General features: G+C 60.3%; 11 protein-coding genes and 1 pseudogene. 4 read left to right on the top strand and 8 right to left on the bottom strand.

Features of this window, described 5'->3' with window-relative positions; translation table 11 throughout:
• Window positions 1–249: 249 nt before the first annotated feature.
• The gene (locus PQR54_RS37125) at window positions 250–1,506 is read right to left on the bottom strand and encodes a hypothetical protein (RefSeq protein ID WP_408254777.1); all 1,257 of its coding nucleotides are present in this window, start codon (window positions 1,504–1,506) and stop codon (window positions 250–252) included.
• 1,179 nt (window positions 1,507–2,685) lie between these two features.
• Between PQR54_RS37125 and PQR54_RS37120 the strand changes: the two genes are divergently transcribed.
• Entirely contained in the window at window positions 2,686–4,503 is a 1,818-nt protein-coding gene (locus PQR54_RS37120) for a serine aminopeptidase domain-containing protein (protein WP_408254775.1), read from the top strand.
• A 217-nt stretch (window positions 4,504–4,720) separates the two neighbouring features.
• On the top strand, window positions 4,721–5,434 hold the full coding sequence (locus PQR54_RS37115; protein ID WP_408254772.1) for a phosphonate utilization associated transcriptional regulator: 714 nt from the start codon (window positions 4,721–4,723) through the stop codon (window positions 5,432–5,434).
• 19 nt (window positions 5,435–5,453) lie between these two features.
• Here the strand turns inward: PQR54_RS37115 and PQR54_RS37110 are convergent, their stop codons facing one another.
• The 5 genes from PQR54_RS37110 to PQR54_RS37090 form a co-directional block, all read right to left on the bottom strand.
• Entirely contained in the window at window positions 5,454–6,842 is a 1,389-nt protein-coding gene (locus PQR54_RS37110) for an FAD-dependent oxidoreductase (RefSeq protein WP_408254769.1), read from the bottom strand.
• A 93-nt stretch (window positions 6,843–6,935) separates the two neighbouring features.
• On the bottom strand, window positions 6,936–8,060 hold the full coding sequence (locus PQR54_RS37105) for a 2-aminoethylphosphonate--pyruvate transaminase (RefSeq protein WP_408254783.1): 1,125 nt from the start codon (window positions 8,058–8,060) through the stop codon (window positions 6,936–6,938).
• A 42-nt stretch (window positions 8,061–8,102) separates the two neighbouring features.
• Complete coding sequence (locus PQR54_RS37100) at window positions 8,103–9,830, bottom strand: putative 2-aminoethylphosphonate ABC transporter permease subunit (protein WP_408254766.1); 1,728 nt, start codon at window positions 9,828–9,830, stop codon at window positions 8,103–8,105.
• Entirely contained in the window at window positions 9,827–10,918 is a 1,092-nt protein-coding gene (locus PQR54_RS37095) for a putative 2-aminoethylphosphonate ABC transporter ATP-binding protein (RefSeq protein ID WP_408254764.1), read from the bottom strand. The genes PQR54_RS37100 and PQR54_RS37095 overlap by 4 nt, the downstream gene beginning before the upstream one ends.
• Before the next feature lie 130 nt (window positions 10,919–11,048).
• Window positions 11,049–12,104 carry a putative 2-aminoethylphosphonate ABC transporter substrate-binding protein gene (locus tag PQR54_RS37090; protein WP_408254761.1) on the bottom strand — a complete coding sequence of 352 codons (1,056 nt, stop codon included), beginning with the start codon at window positions 12,102–12,104 and terminating at the stop codon, window positions 11,049–11,051.
• Window positions 12,105–12,332: 228 nt separating this feature from the next.
• On the opposite strand from PQR54_RS37090, the gene phnA reads away from it, so the two are divergent.
• Together phnA and phnY are read left to right on the top strand one after the other, a co-directional pair.
• Window positions 12,333–13,568 carry a phosphonoacetate hydrolase gene (phnA, locus tag PQR54_RS37085; protein WP_408254759.1) on the top strand — a complete coding sequence of 412 codons (1,236 nt, stop codon included), beginning with the start codon at window positions 12,333–12,335 and terminating at the stop codon, window positions 13,566–13,568.
• A 13-nt stretch (window positions 13,569–13,581) separates the two neighbouring features.
• Window positions 13,582–15,036 carry a phosphonoacetaldehyde dehydrogenase gene (phnY, locus tag PQR54_RS37080; protein ID WP_408254756.1) on the top strand — a complete coding sequence of 485 codons (1,455 nt, stop codon included), beginning with the start codon at window positions 13,582–13,584 and terminating at the stop codon, window positions 15,034–15,036.
• A gap of 328 nt (window positions 15,037–15,364) precedes the next feature.
• Here phnY and PQR54_RS37075 read toward each other — a convergent pair whose 3' ends face one another.
• Window positions 15,365–16,291 carry a PDR/VanB family oxidoreductase gene (locus PQR54_RS37075; RefSeq protein WP_408254780.1) on the bottom strand — a complete coding sequence of 309 codons (927 nt, stop codon included), beginning with the start codon at window positions 16,289–16,291 and terminating at the stop codon, window positions 15,365–15,367.
• 48 nt (window positions 16,292–16,339) lie between these two features.
• Window positions 16,340–16,720 (bottom strand): annotated as a pseudogene (locus PQR54_RS37070) (cupin domain-containing protein); the annotation flags it as partial.
• Window positions 16,721–16,842 lie beyond the last annotated feature (122 nt).

The following is a 16,842-nucleotide window of genomic DNA, read 5'->3' as shown; positions in this document are numbered from 1 at the left end:
GGTTGTATGAGCGTCTGGGCTTCGAACTGCGTCGCACGTTTCAGCTTACCCGTGTCGGACATGTTGATTCGCGTTCGGCCGCAGCTCCTTAAACCCATCTACAGAGAAGTCGAATTGGGTTCGCGCGACCACCGGGTTTCGCAGAAGCCTGAAAATACGTCTTGGGCCGGCACCAGGCCGGCCCAACCGGCTCGTCAGGCAGCCGGGGCGCGATCCGTTGCGGTATCGCACCACCGGCGGAACGCTTCATCAGCCAATGCGCGCGTTGGTGACCGTCACCGTCGGGCCGTTCTTGTCCCAGTCTTCCAGGCTCAGCCCGGTTTTCTTCCAGACCGGGTTGGCGCTGGTAATCGATCCATTCACGACGTAGCCATTCAATTGAAGGCCCTGAACGTTGAATGAGCCGCCGGGGCTTCCCGTATCCGTATGGCCGGTAATGCTGATGCTGACCGTCTTGTTGACCGGACCCGGGAAGAAGCCAAAATAAACGTTGATCCCGCCGCCGGCGCAGTTATTCGTCGTCGGGCTGACGATGCGGATGTTTTGAAACACGGCGGTATTATCATTCGGTTCGATATCGAGACCGGCACCGGGGGCCGTTCCGCCGATATTTTCCCAAAGCGGGCTATTAAATGTGATGCCGCTGCCGCTGATAATCGATACGCCCTGGCGACGGCATCCGGTCGCGTGGTGCGAATTGACCGTGATGTTCGTGCTGTAGCCGTTGCTCTTTTTATCGCTGTTATTGATATAAATGCCGTCGCCCCAGCAATTGATCGTGGTCGGAGACGTAATGGTGCAATTCGTTGCGCCATTAATCGAAATCCCCATCCCCCATTCGCCCGACTTCGCCGAATTCAATTCCTTGCTGCCGTCCAGATACGGGCTTTCGAGCGTGACGTTATCCACGTCCGCCAATCGCAGGATTTCATACGTATCGGTATTATGCGCCAGCAGTTTGATCGAAGCGCCGCTTGCAAAGCGCACGTGGCTATTGGTGCGCAGGTCGAGGCCGGCCACGTCGATCCGGCTCTTGCCGGTAATCAGCAGAATCTGTCCAATGGAGCCGTCGATTGCGCGCTGGAGTGCGACGCGATCGTTAGTGGTTCCATCGCCCTTTACGCCGAAAGACGTATCGAGAAGAACACCTTGGGTGCTCGTCGGCGAGCTCGCGCCAGCCGGGGAGCTTGCCGATGCAGGCGAGCTTGCCGTTGCCGGCGCGCTTGCGCCGCTCGAGGAACTGGCGCCGCTCGGGTTCGATGCGCCGCCACCGCCGCGACGGTATCGGTCCGCGACCGCGTCGGGACTGGCGGCATCGCCACCACCGCCGCATGCGGCGAGCACGAACGCGCCGCCGCCGGCCAACAACGACGTCAGAAATTTACGACGGACCGTGAGTTCAGTGTTCGAAACAGGGAGTCTTGCCGCTGGTGTATTCTTAATCATTAAAGTCTTTCCAACTATGCCGGCGCGATCAAAAGCCAAATCCCAGGCGAACGACCGCAACCATACAGGCGTTAATAGGGAAATTAAGCGAGATAACGGGCGCAAAAGCCCGAACGCTTAAGTACGAGTTACCCCGCGTAATCGGCGATGCGAATACGCGCAGGCGCAAGCGAATACCCGAAGAAATCTCCGCTTAAAGCAAAGAGAAATTCAGGATTGGTAAAGCAGGGTCTTCCGGAAGGGTTCGCCAGACTTGCATATCGATGGCGCTAAAGCGGCCGATGAGATGCACAGTAATAGCTAGAAGGTAAATTATTACCATCTCTTAATAATCGTATCAGATTACCAAAGTCAGTCCTACGTCACACTTGTTACAATATGTACATCATATCATCATACTTTTTACAAGATCCGGAACAAATTCCCTGAACCTCCATCTTTTCAATGACTTCCATACCGACGCTTTTGTCTGCTGAATGGTAAATTTTTCTAAACGTATGAAGATAAAAACGTATCAGGAACGACACATTTTTATTGTCTGATTAAATATCAGTTAATATATGAGTAATTTATTCGAAAGGATTTGATTACGAAAAATTTGCGGCCGGCGTGCTGCCGGGTTCCACCCGCATACAGGCAGGCTGAATCCAGCTGCATTGGCGGTTTCCGTCGAGCGTCGGACACCCGCGCGTGGGCCTGCTGCACATCGCGAGCCTCACTCGTAGATAAGATTGATTTGTCCGCGTCACATACTAAAAACAACGCATTTGGCGTATTTTTATTTCTTCGGACGAGTACTCGCGGATACGCTCACCGCAATTTATGCCCCGATTTTATCCGGAGGCCGATTTTCCCCGAAAATACATTACTGGTGGCAATCGTCAGCGCTATGTGCGGATTCGCACAGTCCGCGTGAAATCACGTTAAAACGCAACGGCTCCGGGTAAATCCTTAATCGACTTTTTCAAAAAATATATGCGCAGTCATTGAACGTTGTTAAAAGGCAAACGTCGTCCAGGTCAAATTCATTCTCTGCCTCGTGCAATGTTGTTTAGCGCACCGAACCGGCCTCTAAAGAGCGATCCAATCGACCAAAACGCTCAAAACAAAAAAGAGGCTCACACTGATGCACTACGAGACAAGAACACTGCGCGGTGCAGTTGCAAAAGATGTTGCGACGTCCGCTTTTTGCCACCCGGCCCCAGTCGGCGACAACAACCAGACCGATCGAGGCAAGCCATGAAACCGATCGCATTCGGTGGACGCTTTGGATGGCTTCATCCTGGAGAAGGCACGCATGGCGTGGTGCTCTGCAGCCCGTTCGGCCATGAGGAGCCGTGGTGCCACAAGGGCATCCGTTACCTCGCCGAAGAGTTGTCCGCGTATGGCATTCCGGCGCTGCGCTTCGACTATCTGGCAACCGGAGACTCGGCGGGCGTCGACGGCAATGCCCATCACCTCGACGCCTTCGTGTCCGATATCGTCGCGGCCGTCAAGCGCCTCAAGGAACTGACCGGCGTGACCAGCGTGACGCTCTGCGGCTTGCGTCTCGGCGGGGCGCTCGCCGCGCTGGCATCGCGTGCATGCGCGGCCGACTCGCTCGTGCTGCTCGCGCCCGTCACGCGCGGGCGCACCTATCTGCGCGAACTGGCCGCGGTGCGCAAGGTCTGGCTCGACAATCTCGCCCCGTCCTTGCGCGCCGCGCAGCGCGACAAGCCGTTCAACGTGCTGGGACAGATTTACAGCGACCGGCTTTGCAGTGAACTGGACGCGCTCGATCTCTCGAAGGCAATGGACCAACACGCTCCGGTTCTCACGCGTGCTCTCGTGCTCGATGCACGCGCCCGCGCAAGCGCCTCGCTGTGTTCGACGCTGCGCGGACGCGGCGTCGCGGTCGAAACGGGCCTGCTGGACGGCTACCTCGAATATATGGACGAGACGAAGTCGTCGACAGTGCCGGCTCGCGCATTCGGAGAGGCCGTGAAATGGATCGTGGACGGCGTCCCGGGTATGCGCGTGCACAACTCGATGAACAGAGGCGCACGGCCGAGCGTATCCCTCGACGACGAAGCGATCATCGAGACGCCCGAAGCCCGCGAGCGCCCGGTCATCTTCGGCGCCAACGGCCTGTTCGGCATGCTGTGCGAACCGCGCGGCAGGATCGCGTATGGGCCCGTCATGCTGATCACGAATACTGCCGGCAGCGTGCATCATGGCGACAGCCGGCTATCGGTTCGAATCGCGCGGGAAATGGCCCGGCGCGGCATCCCATCGATGCGCATCGACGCGCGCGGCATCGGCGACAGTCCTCCGCGTACGCCACAAGGGCCACTCGATCTGGTGCCGAAGATCCATGCATCCACGACCATCGAGGATGTCGCGACGGCCGCCGCCTGGCTCAAGCGCAAGGGCTATCAAACGGTCATCTCGTTCGGGATCTGCTCGGGCGCCTACAGCGCCTTGCGCGCGGCGCTCGTGGAGCCGGCTCTCACTGCCGTCATCGCGGTCAACATCGTGCGTTTTTACATACCTCCGCACATGTCGATGGCGGAGCTGGAGGAGTTGCAGCGTAACTCGCTGAAGCGTGTCGGGCCCGCGATATTCAAGCCGTCCAAATGGTGGCTCGTTCTGAGCGGAAAGCGCAAGTTCCGGCCGATCGCGCAGGCCGTCGCTTCAACTCTGCTCGCGCGCCTGCATTCGCATCGGCTGGACGCAGCCGGCAACCGTAACGGCGCGGCCGAAGCAGATACGTTGACGCATCCGCACGGCGTCGTGCATGCGCTCGAACGCAAGGGCGTGCGCACTCTCTTCGTCTACGGTTCAAGCGACGAAGGAATGGACCAGCTCAATGCGCATTTCGGCAAGCGCGGGAAGAAGCTGTCGCGCTTTTCCCATGTCAAGGCGGCCATTTTCGATGAGCTCGATCACGCGCTATTCGATCCGCGAGCGTCGGCAAAAGTCATTGCGCTGAGCGAGGCGTTCATCAAGGATCTGCATCAGAAGGCTGCGGCGCCCAAGGTCGTCAATCCGCTGTTGGCCGTGCAGCAGCAGCGTTGAGCGAGGCGAGCCTCGGTCTGCCTCGACGGGTGTAGGACTGCGCGGCTCGCGCAGTCCTACCTCGACGTCGCCAGGCAAGCAGCGACCAAAAGTGGCGCGGAGTTCGCCACGCGTCACGCGCGACGCGACCGAAGGTTGTTGACAATAAACAAGCTGCCACGCTATGTTCAGGAGACTGACGCCACGCCGTCCATTCTCCACTGCCAACCGCTCATCGATGACCACGCCAAGCCCCTCCAGCGCGATTGAATTGTTGCAGCGGCACTCCCTTGCCACGCTAGTCCAGGAAACGCTCGAACGGGGCATCGTCTCCGGGGAATTCGCCCCTGGGGAGAAATTGAACGAAGTCGAAGTTTCCGCTCGACTGAACGTGTCTCGCGGACCATTGCGCGAAGCGTTTCGCGCGCTGGAACAGGCGGGCTTGCTAAAAACCGAAAAAAACCGCGGCGTTACGGTGCGCGCGCTGTCGCTGCGCGAGGCGGAGGAAATCTACCAGGTCCGCGCGATGCTGGACGAATCGGTTGCCCGCGCGTTAGCCGAGCAGATGACGCCCGAAACGCTTGCAACGCTCAAACGCATCATCGCCTCGATGAAAGCCGCGAAGAAAGATCACGACCTCACCCTGTACACGACATTGAACGTTCAGTTGCATGACGCGATGGTCGCCGGTGTCGGCAACCAGCATCTGCTCGAAACGTACCGGCATCTCGTCCGCCAGCTCGGTTTGCTCCGTCAGGCCGCCATCGAATCGGAAAAGAGCGCGCTGACTACGTCCGTGACGGAGCACGAGAAAATCGTCAACGCACTCGCGAAAGGCGATGCGGAGCGCGCGGTCGCGCTCGTGCGCGAACACGTTACTCATGGCCTCGCCAGAATGCGGCGCGCCCACGAACGCTGGGCGGCTTCCGCGAACCATACCGCCAAAAGCTGAGACAGGCTGAACGGCTGCGCTACGCTTTATCCGATTTGCCCGCGGCGTTGGCCAGTTTGCTGAGCAAGCGATCGACGAGCCACGGCTGTCGGTCTTCGTCTTCCGCGCGTTCCTTGCGGCGAATAGCGTCACGCACGGTAATCGAACCGACAAAGCGGATCGGTTCAGGCGGGAAATAGCCCAACGGTCCGTTCGTCAAAGGACTGCGTGTCCACTCGTTGTCCAGATCGAGCAACAGCGAAGACAGGATCTGCCCGCCCATATAGGTCGGCCCGACGCCGTTCCCGGAATAGCCGAATCCGTAGAGCACGTTCGGCGCATTGTCGAGCCGGCCGAAAAATGGGAAGCCGGTGACCGACCGATCCGACGGGCCGTTCCAGCTAGCCGTGACCGGCACGTCGCGCAATGCGGGGAAGAAATCGTGCAGGCTGCGCGTCAGATCGGTTTCATAGGGCGAGCGCTGATCGAACACCGGCGCGATCCGCCCGCGCCACGCAAACGTATTGCCACCCTTGCCCAACATCAGCCTTCCGTCGGGCGTGCTGCGATAGTAGTAGACGAAGATCCGCGAATCGAGCACCGACACGCCATCTTTCAGGCCTATCCGATGCAGCAGCTCGGGGCATTTTTCGGTGACGATCATGTCGCTGGACACAACCGCCAGCGTGCGTTCGAACTGCCGGAAACGGCTCGCCATCCATGCATTGATGGCGAGCACGAGTTTCGACGCGATCACGCTGCCGGCCGGCGTGCGCACCGTCACGCGTTCGCCGGCGGCAAACTCCAGCATCGGCGTGCGTTCGTAAATGCGAATGCCCATTTCGATCGCCACACGCCGCAATCCGCGCACGAGCTTGCCGGGATGAACTGTCGCCGCGATCGGCGAATAGACACCGCCGAGATTGCGCGCCGAACCCGAACGGCTCGCCACTTCATCCGCAGAAAGATGCTGGTACGAATTGATGCCGCGCTCGCTCAATGCGGCGATCACCGGATCGAGCACGCCGATTTGCGCACGCGAGGTCGCCGTATAGAGCGTGCCGTCGAGGCGCAATTCCGCATCGACAGCGTGCTCCACGCAGAAGTCGCGAATCCGTCCGACAGCCGCTTCGGACGCTTTGACCAGCCGCACCGCTTCGGCTTCGCCAAACAGCCGCCGCAGCGTGAAAAACTTGGTCGACCACGTCAGCAGGCAGCCACCGTTGCGGCCGCTCGCGCCCGCGCCGCACAGATCGCTTTCGATGATCACGATCTCGAGTTCGGGCTTTTTCTGCTTCGCCTGGATGGCGGTCCACAAACCGGTGAAGCCACCGCCAACAATGCAAACATCCGCGGTCGTCGCGCCTTGCAGCGCGGGCGCCAATGATCCATCGGCAAAGAGTGCTTGTTCAATCCAGAACGGACGCATAAATGGTTCGCCTTGATATAACGGTTTAACTCTGGTTGGAGAAGCGATTGGCTCCTGCCTCTTTAAGCAGAAGGAGCCTTGACGCCGGCCTGTTCAGGCCGCCGCTTTCGCCGATATCCGCTTGATCCCCATTGCCTTCAACGTGTCGGCGATCGCGGCAACCGCGCCAGGAATGCCGGATTCGCCGAAGTGCCCGATACAGCCGACGCGGAACGTTTCCAACTGGGTTAGCTTGCCCGGATAGAGGATGTAGCCGCGCTTCTTCACTTCCGTATAGAAGGTCTTGAAGTCGTAGTTGGGATCGTCGGGGGCATGGAACGTGACGATGATCGGCGCCTGAATCGACGGATCGAGAAAGGTCCGAAAACCCAGCGCAGCCATGCCTTCGATCAGCGCCCGGCAATTGCTGGCATAACGTGCGCCGCGCGCTTGCAGGCCGCCCTCTTCCACGTATTGCGCGATCGCCTCGTCGAGTGCCGCGACGACATGCGTGGGCGGCGTGAAGCGCCACTGCGTGGTGCGGTTCATGTAGGCCCATTGATCGTAGAGATCCATCGCGAGCGACGGGCTGTTTCCCTCACTACGTTCCAGCACACTGCGGCGAATGATCACGAAGCCCATGCCGGGAACGCCCTCCAGACATTTGCCGGAGGCGGCCACAACGGCGTCGAAAGGCGTTCGGCGCGCATCGATGTCGATCGCGCCGAACGAACTCATGGCGTCGATGATCAGACTGCGCCCGTGCTTCGCGACAACCTCGGCGATCTCATGCAACGGATTGAGCACGCCAGCGCCGGTTTCGCAATGCACGAGCGCCACGTGCGTGATGGCCGGATCGGCCGCGAGTGCGCGATCGACATCCGCCGCTTTGATCTGCGTGTCTTCAGCGTAGTCGATGGTCTGGTGACGGCGGCCGAGCGCACGGCAAATCTTCGCGATACGTTGGCAATACGCGCCGTTGCTCGGCACGAGTACGTGTCCGTCGCGCGGCACCAGCGTACCGATCGCGGCTTCCACTGAGAACGTGCCGCTGCCCTGCAGGGGCACGCATTCATGCGTGCCCTCGCCGTGCACGATGCGCAGCGTCTGTTGACGGATACGCGCGGTAATCTGATTGAAGTCGCCGTCCCACGAACCCCAGTCGCGCAGCATCGCCTGACGCGTGCGGTCGGAAGTCGTGAGCGGACCGGGAGTGAGCAGAATGGGTGCGGAGGACAGTTTCACAGTAACTCCTTATCGATCTTTGATGAAGACGCGTTTTCAGCCACGACGCGGCGTGCGCCATGCCTGGGTTCTGCGCAATACGCCATGCGACACGCCGGCAAACAGCAAACACGCGAACGCCGCCGTCACGAGGACGAGCGTGGCCATCGCCGCGGCCGGTCCGATTTGTCCGGCGTCGTCGAGATTGAGAATGGCAACCGAGGCAGGCTGCGTGTCGGGGGAATAAAGAAACGCAACCGCGGACACCGTGGTCATGCCGTTGACGAACAGATAGCGCGCTATCTGCAGGATCGACGGCAGGCAAACCGGCACCGTCACACGCAAAAACGTTTTGTAGAAAGGCACTTTCAGCGAAGCCGAGACCGCTTCGAATTCGTTGTCGATCTGACGAAGCGCGGTGACCGCCGTCAGGTGGCTCGACGAGTAGTAGTGAACGACCGTGACGATTGCCAGCAGCGCGAGCGTTCCGTAGAGACCGTTCAAAGGATTGGCAGGCGAGTTGAACAGAAAGATGTAGCTGATGCCCAGCACGAGACCCGGCACGCCCATCGGCAGAATCGCGCACAGATTGATAAACCCACGCAACCAGCGTGGCCCCCGCGTCTTCTCGACGAGATATGCGCCGCCGAACACGATGATGGTCCCGCCGATCGCCACGCACGCCGCCATTTTCAGACTGTTTTTGTAGGCATCGAAGATCCCGGCGCCGATCAGTCCCATCTTGTAGTGCTGCAAACCGAGGCTCATCTGATACGGCCAGAACTTCACGAACGAGGCGAACACCGAAATGCCGACCACCGCCAGCAGCAGCGTGCAGACGATCGCGCAATAGCCGAGCATCGCCATGTCGAAACCCAGCGCCGGCTTCGGTTGATAAGGTGTGGAACGCGCGCCGAGCTGCGATTGCTGCTTGCGGCGAATGAAGAAGTCGACGGCGAATGCAACCAGTGCCGGACAGAGCAGCAGCAGGCTGACCACCGCGCTTCGGTTGAAGTCTTGCAAGCCGATGATGAGCTTGTAAATATCGGTAGAGAGCACGGAGTAAGGTCCGCCGATCACCACCGGCACGCCGAAGTCGTTAATGCAGATCGTGAACGACACCATCGTCGCGCTGATCAGACCATACTTCGCGCCAGGCAGCGTGATCGTGAAGAACTTGCGCGCGCTGCGCGTGCCCATCGCGTCGGCCGCTTCATATAAGCGTCCGTCGGAGAGCGACAGCGCCGTTACGAGAATCATCAGCACATGCGGGAAAGCGGCGTAAACCAGGCTGCATACGATGCCCGGCAATCCGTAGATGGAATGCCCGTGCAGCAGCGGCTTCAGAATGCCGGAGTTGCCGAACCAGTAGATGAACGACACGGCCGACAGCAACGTCGGCGCGAGCAATGGAAGCAGCGCGACTGTGCGGACAGCGTTTTTCATCGGCATGCACGAACGGGTCAGTGCGTACGCGAATGTAAACGCCATTGGAATCACGATGGCAGTCACGAGACAAGCGACCGTCACCGAATGCAACGTCGACGTCCACACGCCCGAATCCACCAGATAGCCGGTGAAATTCGCCAGCCCGACAAAGCGGCCATCCGCATCGACAAAACATTTGCCGATCACCAACGCCAGTGGCAAAAGCAGAAACATGCCTAGAAACGCCGACATCAGCACGAGTGCCAACTGCGCGACGCGGTCATGCCAATGGCTCTTCTGGCGAACTTCGGCGTGCCCGTCGTCGCCACTGCGATGCTCGATCAGAACGGCGCTCATTGCAGTCGCTCCTTCGCGGCGGAGAAGACGCACACGTGTTCGCGTTTGATGGCCAGATGAAAACGCGACCCGGCCTGCAGACGGTTACGATGCATTTCATGAAACGACAGGTCGGCGACGATCTCCTGGTCGCCGAGGCCGTCCACCTTGAAACTGACCCGGCAGAACGCACCGAGAAATTCCAGTTTCTGGACGGAGGCGGACAGCAGGTTGTCCGCCTCGCTGTCGGGCGCACTGAGATGGATGTCTTCCGGGCGCACGAACGCCGACACTGTCGAGCCCAGGATCGCGGGCCCCGTTCCGCATCCATAGCGCAGGGCGATCGAACCCGCCTTGAGGCTGCCGTCGTGCGTCACCTCCGCGGGAATCAGATTGACCTTGCCGATGAAGTCGGCAACGAACGGCGACGCCGGCTCGCGATAGATTTCGTGCGGCGTGCCGATCTGCTCGATCACACCTTGATTCATCACGACGATCCGATCCGCCATCGATAGCGCTTCTTCCTGATCGTGCGTGACCATGATCGTCGTCACGCCGAGGCGCTGCTGCAACTGGCGGATTTCCTGCCGCAAGCGCACCCGCACCCGGGCATCCAGTGCCGAAAGCGGTTCGTCGAGCAACAGCAGGCCCGGCGATGTGGCAAGCGCACGCGCCAGCGCGATGCGTTGTTGCTGGCCGCCCGACAATTGGTTTGGATGCTTGCGCTGCGCGTCCGGCAACCCAACTAACGCCAGTAATTCGTTCACGCGATCGGCGATCGCCGCACGCTTCATCTTCCGATTCACAAGGCCATAGGCCACGTTGTCGAAGATGGTCAGATTCGGGAACAGCGCGTACGACTGGAACACAATGCCGTAGTCACGAAGCTGCGGCGGCAAACGCGAAATATCGCGGCCGTCCTGCATGATCTGGCCGGCACTCTGTGTTTCCAGCCCGGCAATGATGCGCAGTAAAGTGGTCTTGCCACATCCGGACGGCCCGAGAAAACAGAGCATCTCGCCCTTCTTCACGCCGAGATTGATGTCCTCCAGAACCGGCGTGTCGTTGAACCGCTTATAGACTCGCTGCACGCTCAAATACGCTGTCATCTGTTCCTCCGCTTCCGCTTGCCTGCTCGCTCGCATGGCGGCGACGCACACCGTGCGTTGCGTCGCCGCATCGTTCGGGGCGCACAGTTCGCGCGCCTCGGCATTCCTCAAGATCCGGCTCGACCCGGCCTTACTTCTGTTCCTTGCTGCCGTAGCGTTTTTGCCAGTCGCCGAGAATGGCGTCGCGGTTCTTTGCGGACCAGGTGAAATCGTTTTTCACGAGTAGTTCCGAATAGTTGTCGGGGATGCCCGAGAGTTTCTTCGCGACGCCGGGATACGCCACGATCGCCCACCACTGCGCGGTGATTTCATTCGCCTGTTTGCTGGCCATGAAATCCGCGAGTTTTTTTGCCGCTTCCGGCTGCTTCGTCGTTTTCATGATGCCGGTGGCTTCCATGTCCCAGCCGAGCCCTTCTTTGGGAAAGATCAGATCGATGGGCGCACCTTGTGACTGCAATTCGTGGCCGCGGAATTCGAATGAGATGCCGATCGGGAATTCGCCGGTGCCGGCCAGCGTGCAGGGCTTCGAACCCGAGTGCACGTACTGCGCGACGTTCTTGTCGAGCGCGTCCATGTACTTCCAGCCCTTGTCGTCGCCGAACGTTTGCAGCCACGAGGTCACATCCAGATAACCGGTGCCGGACGACACCGGACTCGGCATCACGATCATCCCCTTGTAGACCGGCTTGGTCAGGTCCTCCCATGAGGTCGGCTTGGGCAAGTGGCGCTTCTCCGCTTCGACGCGGTTGTAGCAGACCGTCGCGCCCCATACGTCCATGCCGACCCAGTGCGGCGGCGTGTTGGCATCGCTGTACTTGCGCGTCAGGCTGTCGAAGCCTTTCGGCGCGTAGGGCATCAGCATGCCCTGCAGATCGAGAAGCGTGAGGCTCGATGCGGCCAGTCCGAGCACCACGTCCGCACGCGGATTGTTTTTCTCCGCGAGCAGTTTGGCAGTGACGGCGCCCGTCGAATCGCGTACCCAGCGGATTTCGATATCCGGATTGGCTTTTTCGAAGGCGTCCTTGTACGGCTTCATGGCTTCGTCCTCGAGCGCCGTATAGACGAGCAACTGCGTTTTCGCATGCGCGGCCTCCACTGCGCCCAACGTCACGGCGGCAGCCACGAGACAGCGCAGCGCCACGTTCAAACGACTTCTGCGATTGGTCAACCCCTGCTTTTCCTTCATTTCCAGACCCCTTGAGAAAGTGGCGTCGCGGCCAGCGACGAAAACGACCGGTGCTACGGGACCACTGCTTGTTGCAACCTTCCTGATGACTGCTTTTGGGAGAAATCTAAATGTTGTCTGTTGTTGACAATCTACAAAGCATCAATTTTAATGTCAAGTATTGCCACACTTTGCCACATAATGCCTCATCAACAACACCCGACTTACCCCTAGCCGAAAGGACACGTCATGAGCGAAACACCGGTTTCCATCGAAGTGAACGGCCGTAGCTACAACTGGATGCATCGACCCGTTGTGGTGGTTTGTGTAGACGGCTGCGCGTATGAATATCTGGAGATGGCGGCGGCGGCAGGCGTCGCACCGTTTCTTGGCAAGCTATTGCGGCCCGGTACTGCCCTCAAGGGCGAATGCGTGGTGCCGAGCTTCACGAACCCGAACAATCTGTCGATCGTCACCGGCGTGCCGCCCGCTGTGCACGGCATCAGCGGCAACTACTTCTTTGATCGCGACAGCGGCACCGAGGTGCTGATGAACGACCCGAAGTACCTGATCGCGCCGACTGTGCTCGCCGGGTTCGCTGAGCGGGGCGCCAAGGTAGCCGTGGTCACGGCAAAAGACAAACTGCGCCGACTGCTCGGCAAAGGCCTGAAGGGCGTGTGTTTCTCGGCCGAGAAAGCCGACGAAGCGACGCTCGAGGAGAACGGTATCGACGGCCTGCTCGAACTGGTCGGCAAGCCGGTGCCGAGCGTGTATAGCGCAGACCTGTCCGAGTTCGTATTCGCGGCCGGCGTGCGGCTGCTCGAAACCCGTGAAGTCGACCTGATGTATCTGTCGACCACCGATTACGTCCAGCACAAGTGCGCACCGGGCACGCCCGGCGCGAACGCGTTCTATCAGATGATGGACGGCTATCTGCAGCGGCTCGACGAGCTGGGCGCGATTGTCGCGATCACCGCCGATCATGGGATGAACGCCAAGCACAACGACGACGGCGAGCCCAACGTGATCTATCTGCAGGAGCGCTTCGACCAGTGGCTTGGCGAGGACGCTGCCCGCGTGATCCTGCCGATCACCGATCCTTATGTCGTGCATCACGGCGCGCTTGGATCGTTCGCGACGGTCTACCTTCCCCCGTCTGCGGACCTGGAAGAGATGCGCCGCAAGCTGGCCGAGGTTCCCGGCATCGAACTCGTGTTGACGGGCGCTGAAGGCTGCGCGCGTTTCGAACTGCCGCCGGCGCGCATGGGCGACCTGATCGTGATCTCGACGCGCGACGTGGTGCTCGGCACGCGGCGCATCAAGCACGACCTGTCCGGTCTCGATGTGCCGCTGCGTTCGCATGGCGGCCTCGCGGAGCAGATCGTCCCGCTCCTGTTCAATCAGCCGGTCGCCAAATCGGTCGGCGAGCGGGCACGGCTGCGCAACTTCGACATCATCGACATCGCACTCAACCACCTTCAATGAGCGGGGATCGGACATGAACGCTGTTGTGGAAACCAAGGCTCAATTGCAAGCGCGTCACGAAGCACTGCGTATCGGCGGCGAAAAAATCTTTCGCGACGAAGTGATCGAAGTGCGCAACCCATACGACGGCACGCTCGTCGGCACGGTTCCGAAAGCAACGCTCGAGGACGTGCGCCGCGCGTTCGAATTCGCGCGCGCATATCGTCCGGCCTTGACGCGCTATGAGCGCGCGGCGATCCTGCGCCGCGCCGCCGACGCAGTGCGTGCGCGCACGGAAGAAATCGCCGCGCTCATCACCGCGGAAGCGGGCTTGTGCAAGAAGGACTCGATCTACGAAGCCGGCCGCGTCGCGGACGTGCTGGTTTTCGGCGCGGGCGAGGTACTGAAAGACGACGGCCAGATCTTTTCGTGCGATCTCACGCCTCACGGCAAGAAGCGGCGCGTCTACACGCAACGGGATCCGCTGCTTGGCGTGATTTCTGCTATTACGCCGTTCAACCACCCGATGAATCAGGTCGCACACAAGATCGTGCCGTCGATTGCGACGAACAATCGTATCGTCGTGAAACCTTCGGAGAAAGTGCCGCTGTCATGCTACCTGCTCGCCGACATTCTCTATGAAGCAGGCTTGCCAGTGCAGATGTTGCAAGTACTGACCGGCGACCCTCGCGTGATCGCCGACGAATTGATCACGAACCCGGCTGTCGATCTCATTACGTTCACCGGCGGTGTCTCGATCGGCAAATCCATTGCTTCGCGAATGGGCTACCGCCGCGCGGTGCTCGAACTCGGCGGTAACGACCCGATCATCGTGATGGAAGACGCCGATCTCGACGAAGCCAGCTCACTCGCCGTATCGGGCTCTTACAAGAATTCGGGCCAACGATGCACGGCCATCAAGCGCATGCTGGTGCACGAGTCGGTTGCCGACCGCTTTACCGACCTGGTCGTGGACAAGACCCGTGCGTGGAAATATGGCAATCCCGCGGATAGTTCGGTGGACATGGGAACGGTTATCGACGAGGCTGCCGCTCAATTCTGCGAGCGCCAGGTGAACGACGCATTGTCGCGCGGCGCGCGTCTGCTTGCGGGTAACTGTCGTGAGGGCGCGCTTTATTCGCCGACTGTCGTCGATCGCGTCACGCCCGACATGCCGCTCGTCGAACACGAGACGTTCGGCCCCGTGTCGCCCATCATGCGATTTTCCAATATCGACGAAGCGATCCGCATGTCCAACTGCACCGACTACGCACTGTCGTCGTCGATCTGCACGAACCGCTTCGACTACATTACGCGCTTCATCACCGAATTGGAGGTGGGCAGCGTGAATGTGCGCGAGGTGCCGGGTTACCGGCTCGAGCTCACGCCGTTCGGCGGAGTAAAGGATTCGGGGCTCGGCTACAAGGAAGGCGTGCAGGAGGCTATGAAGAGTTTTACCAATACGAAGACCTACTCGCTGCCATGGTGAGTGCGAGACGCTGATGTGACTGTCGCGACGAATTGTCTCTGACCGCTGATAACCTGCGTAACGGTGGCTGCGGGCAGGGACATTCGTCGATTCTGTTGCGGGAATTATGCGGCCTCAGTTCGCCTGATGACCGTGCGTGATTCCGGGCGTCAAGCAAGCGTACGCCACGATCTCAACCGACAAGACCCGATGAAATATCAGGAATGGCTGAAAGCGTCGCCCCGCGACGCCGACATGCGTTGCTCATTGCGTTGAGTCCGCCACCTCCCTCGCGTCTCACGATCAACGGCCACCAGCGCGGCGACGCCTGCCGCTGCATGTTGCTTTCCTAGAGATCGAGCACCAGCGACTCGCCCTTGCATCCCGAGACGCATACGGTCATCGCCGTGTTGCTCTCACGCTCGCTCGCGCTCAGCACCGTGTCGCGATGGTCTGGCTCGCCGGACAGCACGCGCGTCTTGCATGCGCCGCACAAGCCTTGCGTGCAGCCGTGCGGCACATCGACCCCAGCATCGAGCAGGGTCTGCAACAGCGTCTTGCCTGGTGCGACTTCGAGACTGCGTCCCGAGCGGCTCAGTTCGACCCGGTAGCGCTTCTTCGTTTCCGCTGGCGCATTGCGTGCGACGAATCGTTCGAGGTGCACTTGCGTGAGTCCGAGCTCGCGGCAGTGGCGCTCGAAATCATCGAGCATCGGCGTCGGACCGCACGCATAGAAATGCGCGTCGCGGCGTCGGGTGGCGAGAAATTGCATGAGATCGACACGCTCACCGTGCTCGTCGTTGAAATGCCACTGGACCTCGAGTCCAAGCGTGTCGATCGTTTCGACGAACGCTGCCTCGCGACGCGAACGCGCGCAGTACAGCAGTTCCACCGATCGTCCGAGCGCGCGGAGCCGCCGTGCCATCGACAGGATCGGCGTGATGCCGACTCCACCCGCGATCAGCACGGTATGAACCGCGTCTTCGTGAAGCGGAAAATTATTGCGCGGCTTCGAGATGCCGATTTGCGCTCCGACCCGCAACTGCTCATGGACGTAGCGCGATCCGCCGCGGCTCTCTTCGACATTGAGCACGCCGATCACATACCGGTCCTTGTCGCTCGCCGAGTTGCACAGCGAATAGCTGCGAACCATTCCGTTGGGCAGGTGGACATCGACGTGAGCCCCCGCGTCGAAAGCGGGGAATGTCGCCCCCGGCTGCGGCCGCAACTCCACGCTGACGACACGCTGCGCCTCGTGGCGTATCGCATGGACCATCGCGGGCAGCCTTGTCGTTTGGGGCTTGTTGCGCACACGCGGCGGATGGTAGACCACCAGCATTTCCAGCGCCGAATCGCCGAGATTGCGGAAAGAATGAGGCACGCCTGCCGAAATCGGACTGACCGAGCCGGCCGCGACCGCTTTGATTTCCTCCCCGACTGTCACTTCGCCGTGCCCTGAGAGCACGTAAAACAGGTGAGCATGCGGCTCGACATGGGTCGGAGAGAATCCGCCGGGACCGACCGACGTCAGCTCGATGCTGTACGCGTTACCGGTATACGTGGTGTCGGCGATCGTTTTGTAGCCGGACTTGTTGATAAACAGGCCCGTCAGCGGAACCCACGGCACTTCGTCCACGTGCCAGGTGATCGGGGCTTCGGCAGCCGTCGCATCGGACGGCTGGGCATCGCGCACGGCGACATTCATTTCGTCTCCTCCAGAATGGGTTCGCGCTTTTCGTTGGCACGGCTGAACGCGTGCGCGTATCAAGCGCCATATTGCGGGGTATGGGAACGTGGCTATACTTGATTCAACCTGTCCTTGTGTGA

The sequence above is a fragment of the Paraburkholderia phytofirmans genome, assembly GCF_046028095.1.
Classification (GTDB): domain Bacteria; phylum Pseudomonadota; class Gammaproteobacteria; order Burkholderiales; family Burkholderiaceae; genus Paraburkholderia; species Paraburkholderia phytofirmans_A.
This window is presented reverse-complemented; position numbering and strand designations above follow the sequence as displayed.

Bases quoted from the DNA above. Each gene is read 5' to 3' on its own strand.
- PQR54_RS37075 (WP_408254780.1), bottom strand. From the start codon at position 16,291: ATGGTCCATGCGATACGCCACGAGGCGCAGCGTGTCGTCAGCGTGGAG.
- PQR54_RS37095 (WP_408254764.1), bottom strand. From the start codon at position 10,918: ATGACAGCGTATTTGAGCGTGCAGCGAGTCTATAAGCGGTTCAACGAC.
- PQR54_RS37110 (WP_408254769.1), bottom strand. From the start codon at position 6,842: ATGCGTCCGTTCTGGATTGAACAAGCACTCTTTGCCGATGGATCATTG.
- PQR54_RS37090 (WP_408254761.1), bottom strand. From the start codon at position 12,104: ATGAAGGAAAAGCAGGGGTTGACCAATCGCAGAAGTCGTTTGAACGTG.
- PQR54_RS37115 (WP_408254772.1), top strand. From the start codon at position 4,721: ATGACCACGCCAAGCCCCTCCAGCGCGATTGAATTGTTGCAGCGGCAC.
- PQR54_RS37100 (WP_408254766.1), bottom strand. From the start codon at position 9,830: ATGAGCGCCGTTCTGATCGAGCATCGCAGTGGCGACGACGGGCACGCC.
- phnY (WP_408254756.1), top strand. From the start codon at position 13,582: ATGAACGCTGTTGTGGAAACCAAGGCTCAATTGCAAGCGCGTCACGAA.
- PQR54_RS37120 (WP_408254775.1), top strand. From the start codon at position 2,686: ATGAAACCGATCGCATTCGGTGGACGCTTTGGATGGCTTCATCCTGGA.
- phnA (WP_408254759.1), top strand. From the start codon at position 12,333: ATGAGCGAAACACCGGTTTCCATCGAAGTGAACGGCCGTAGCTACAAC.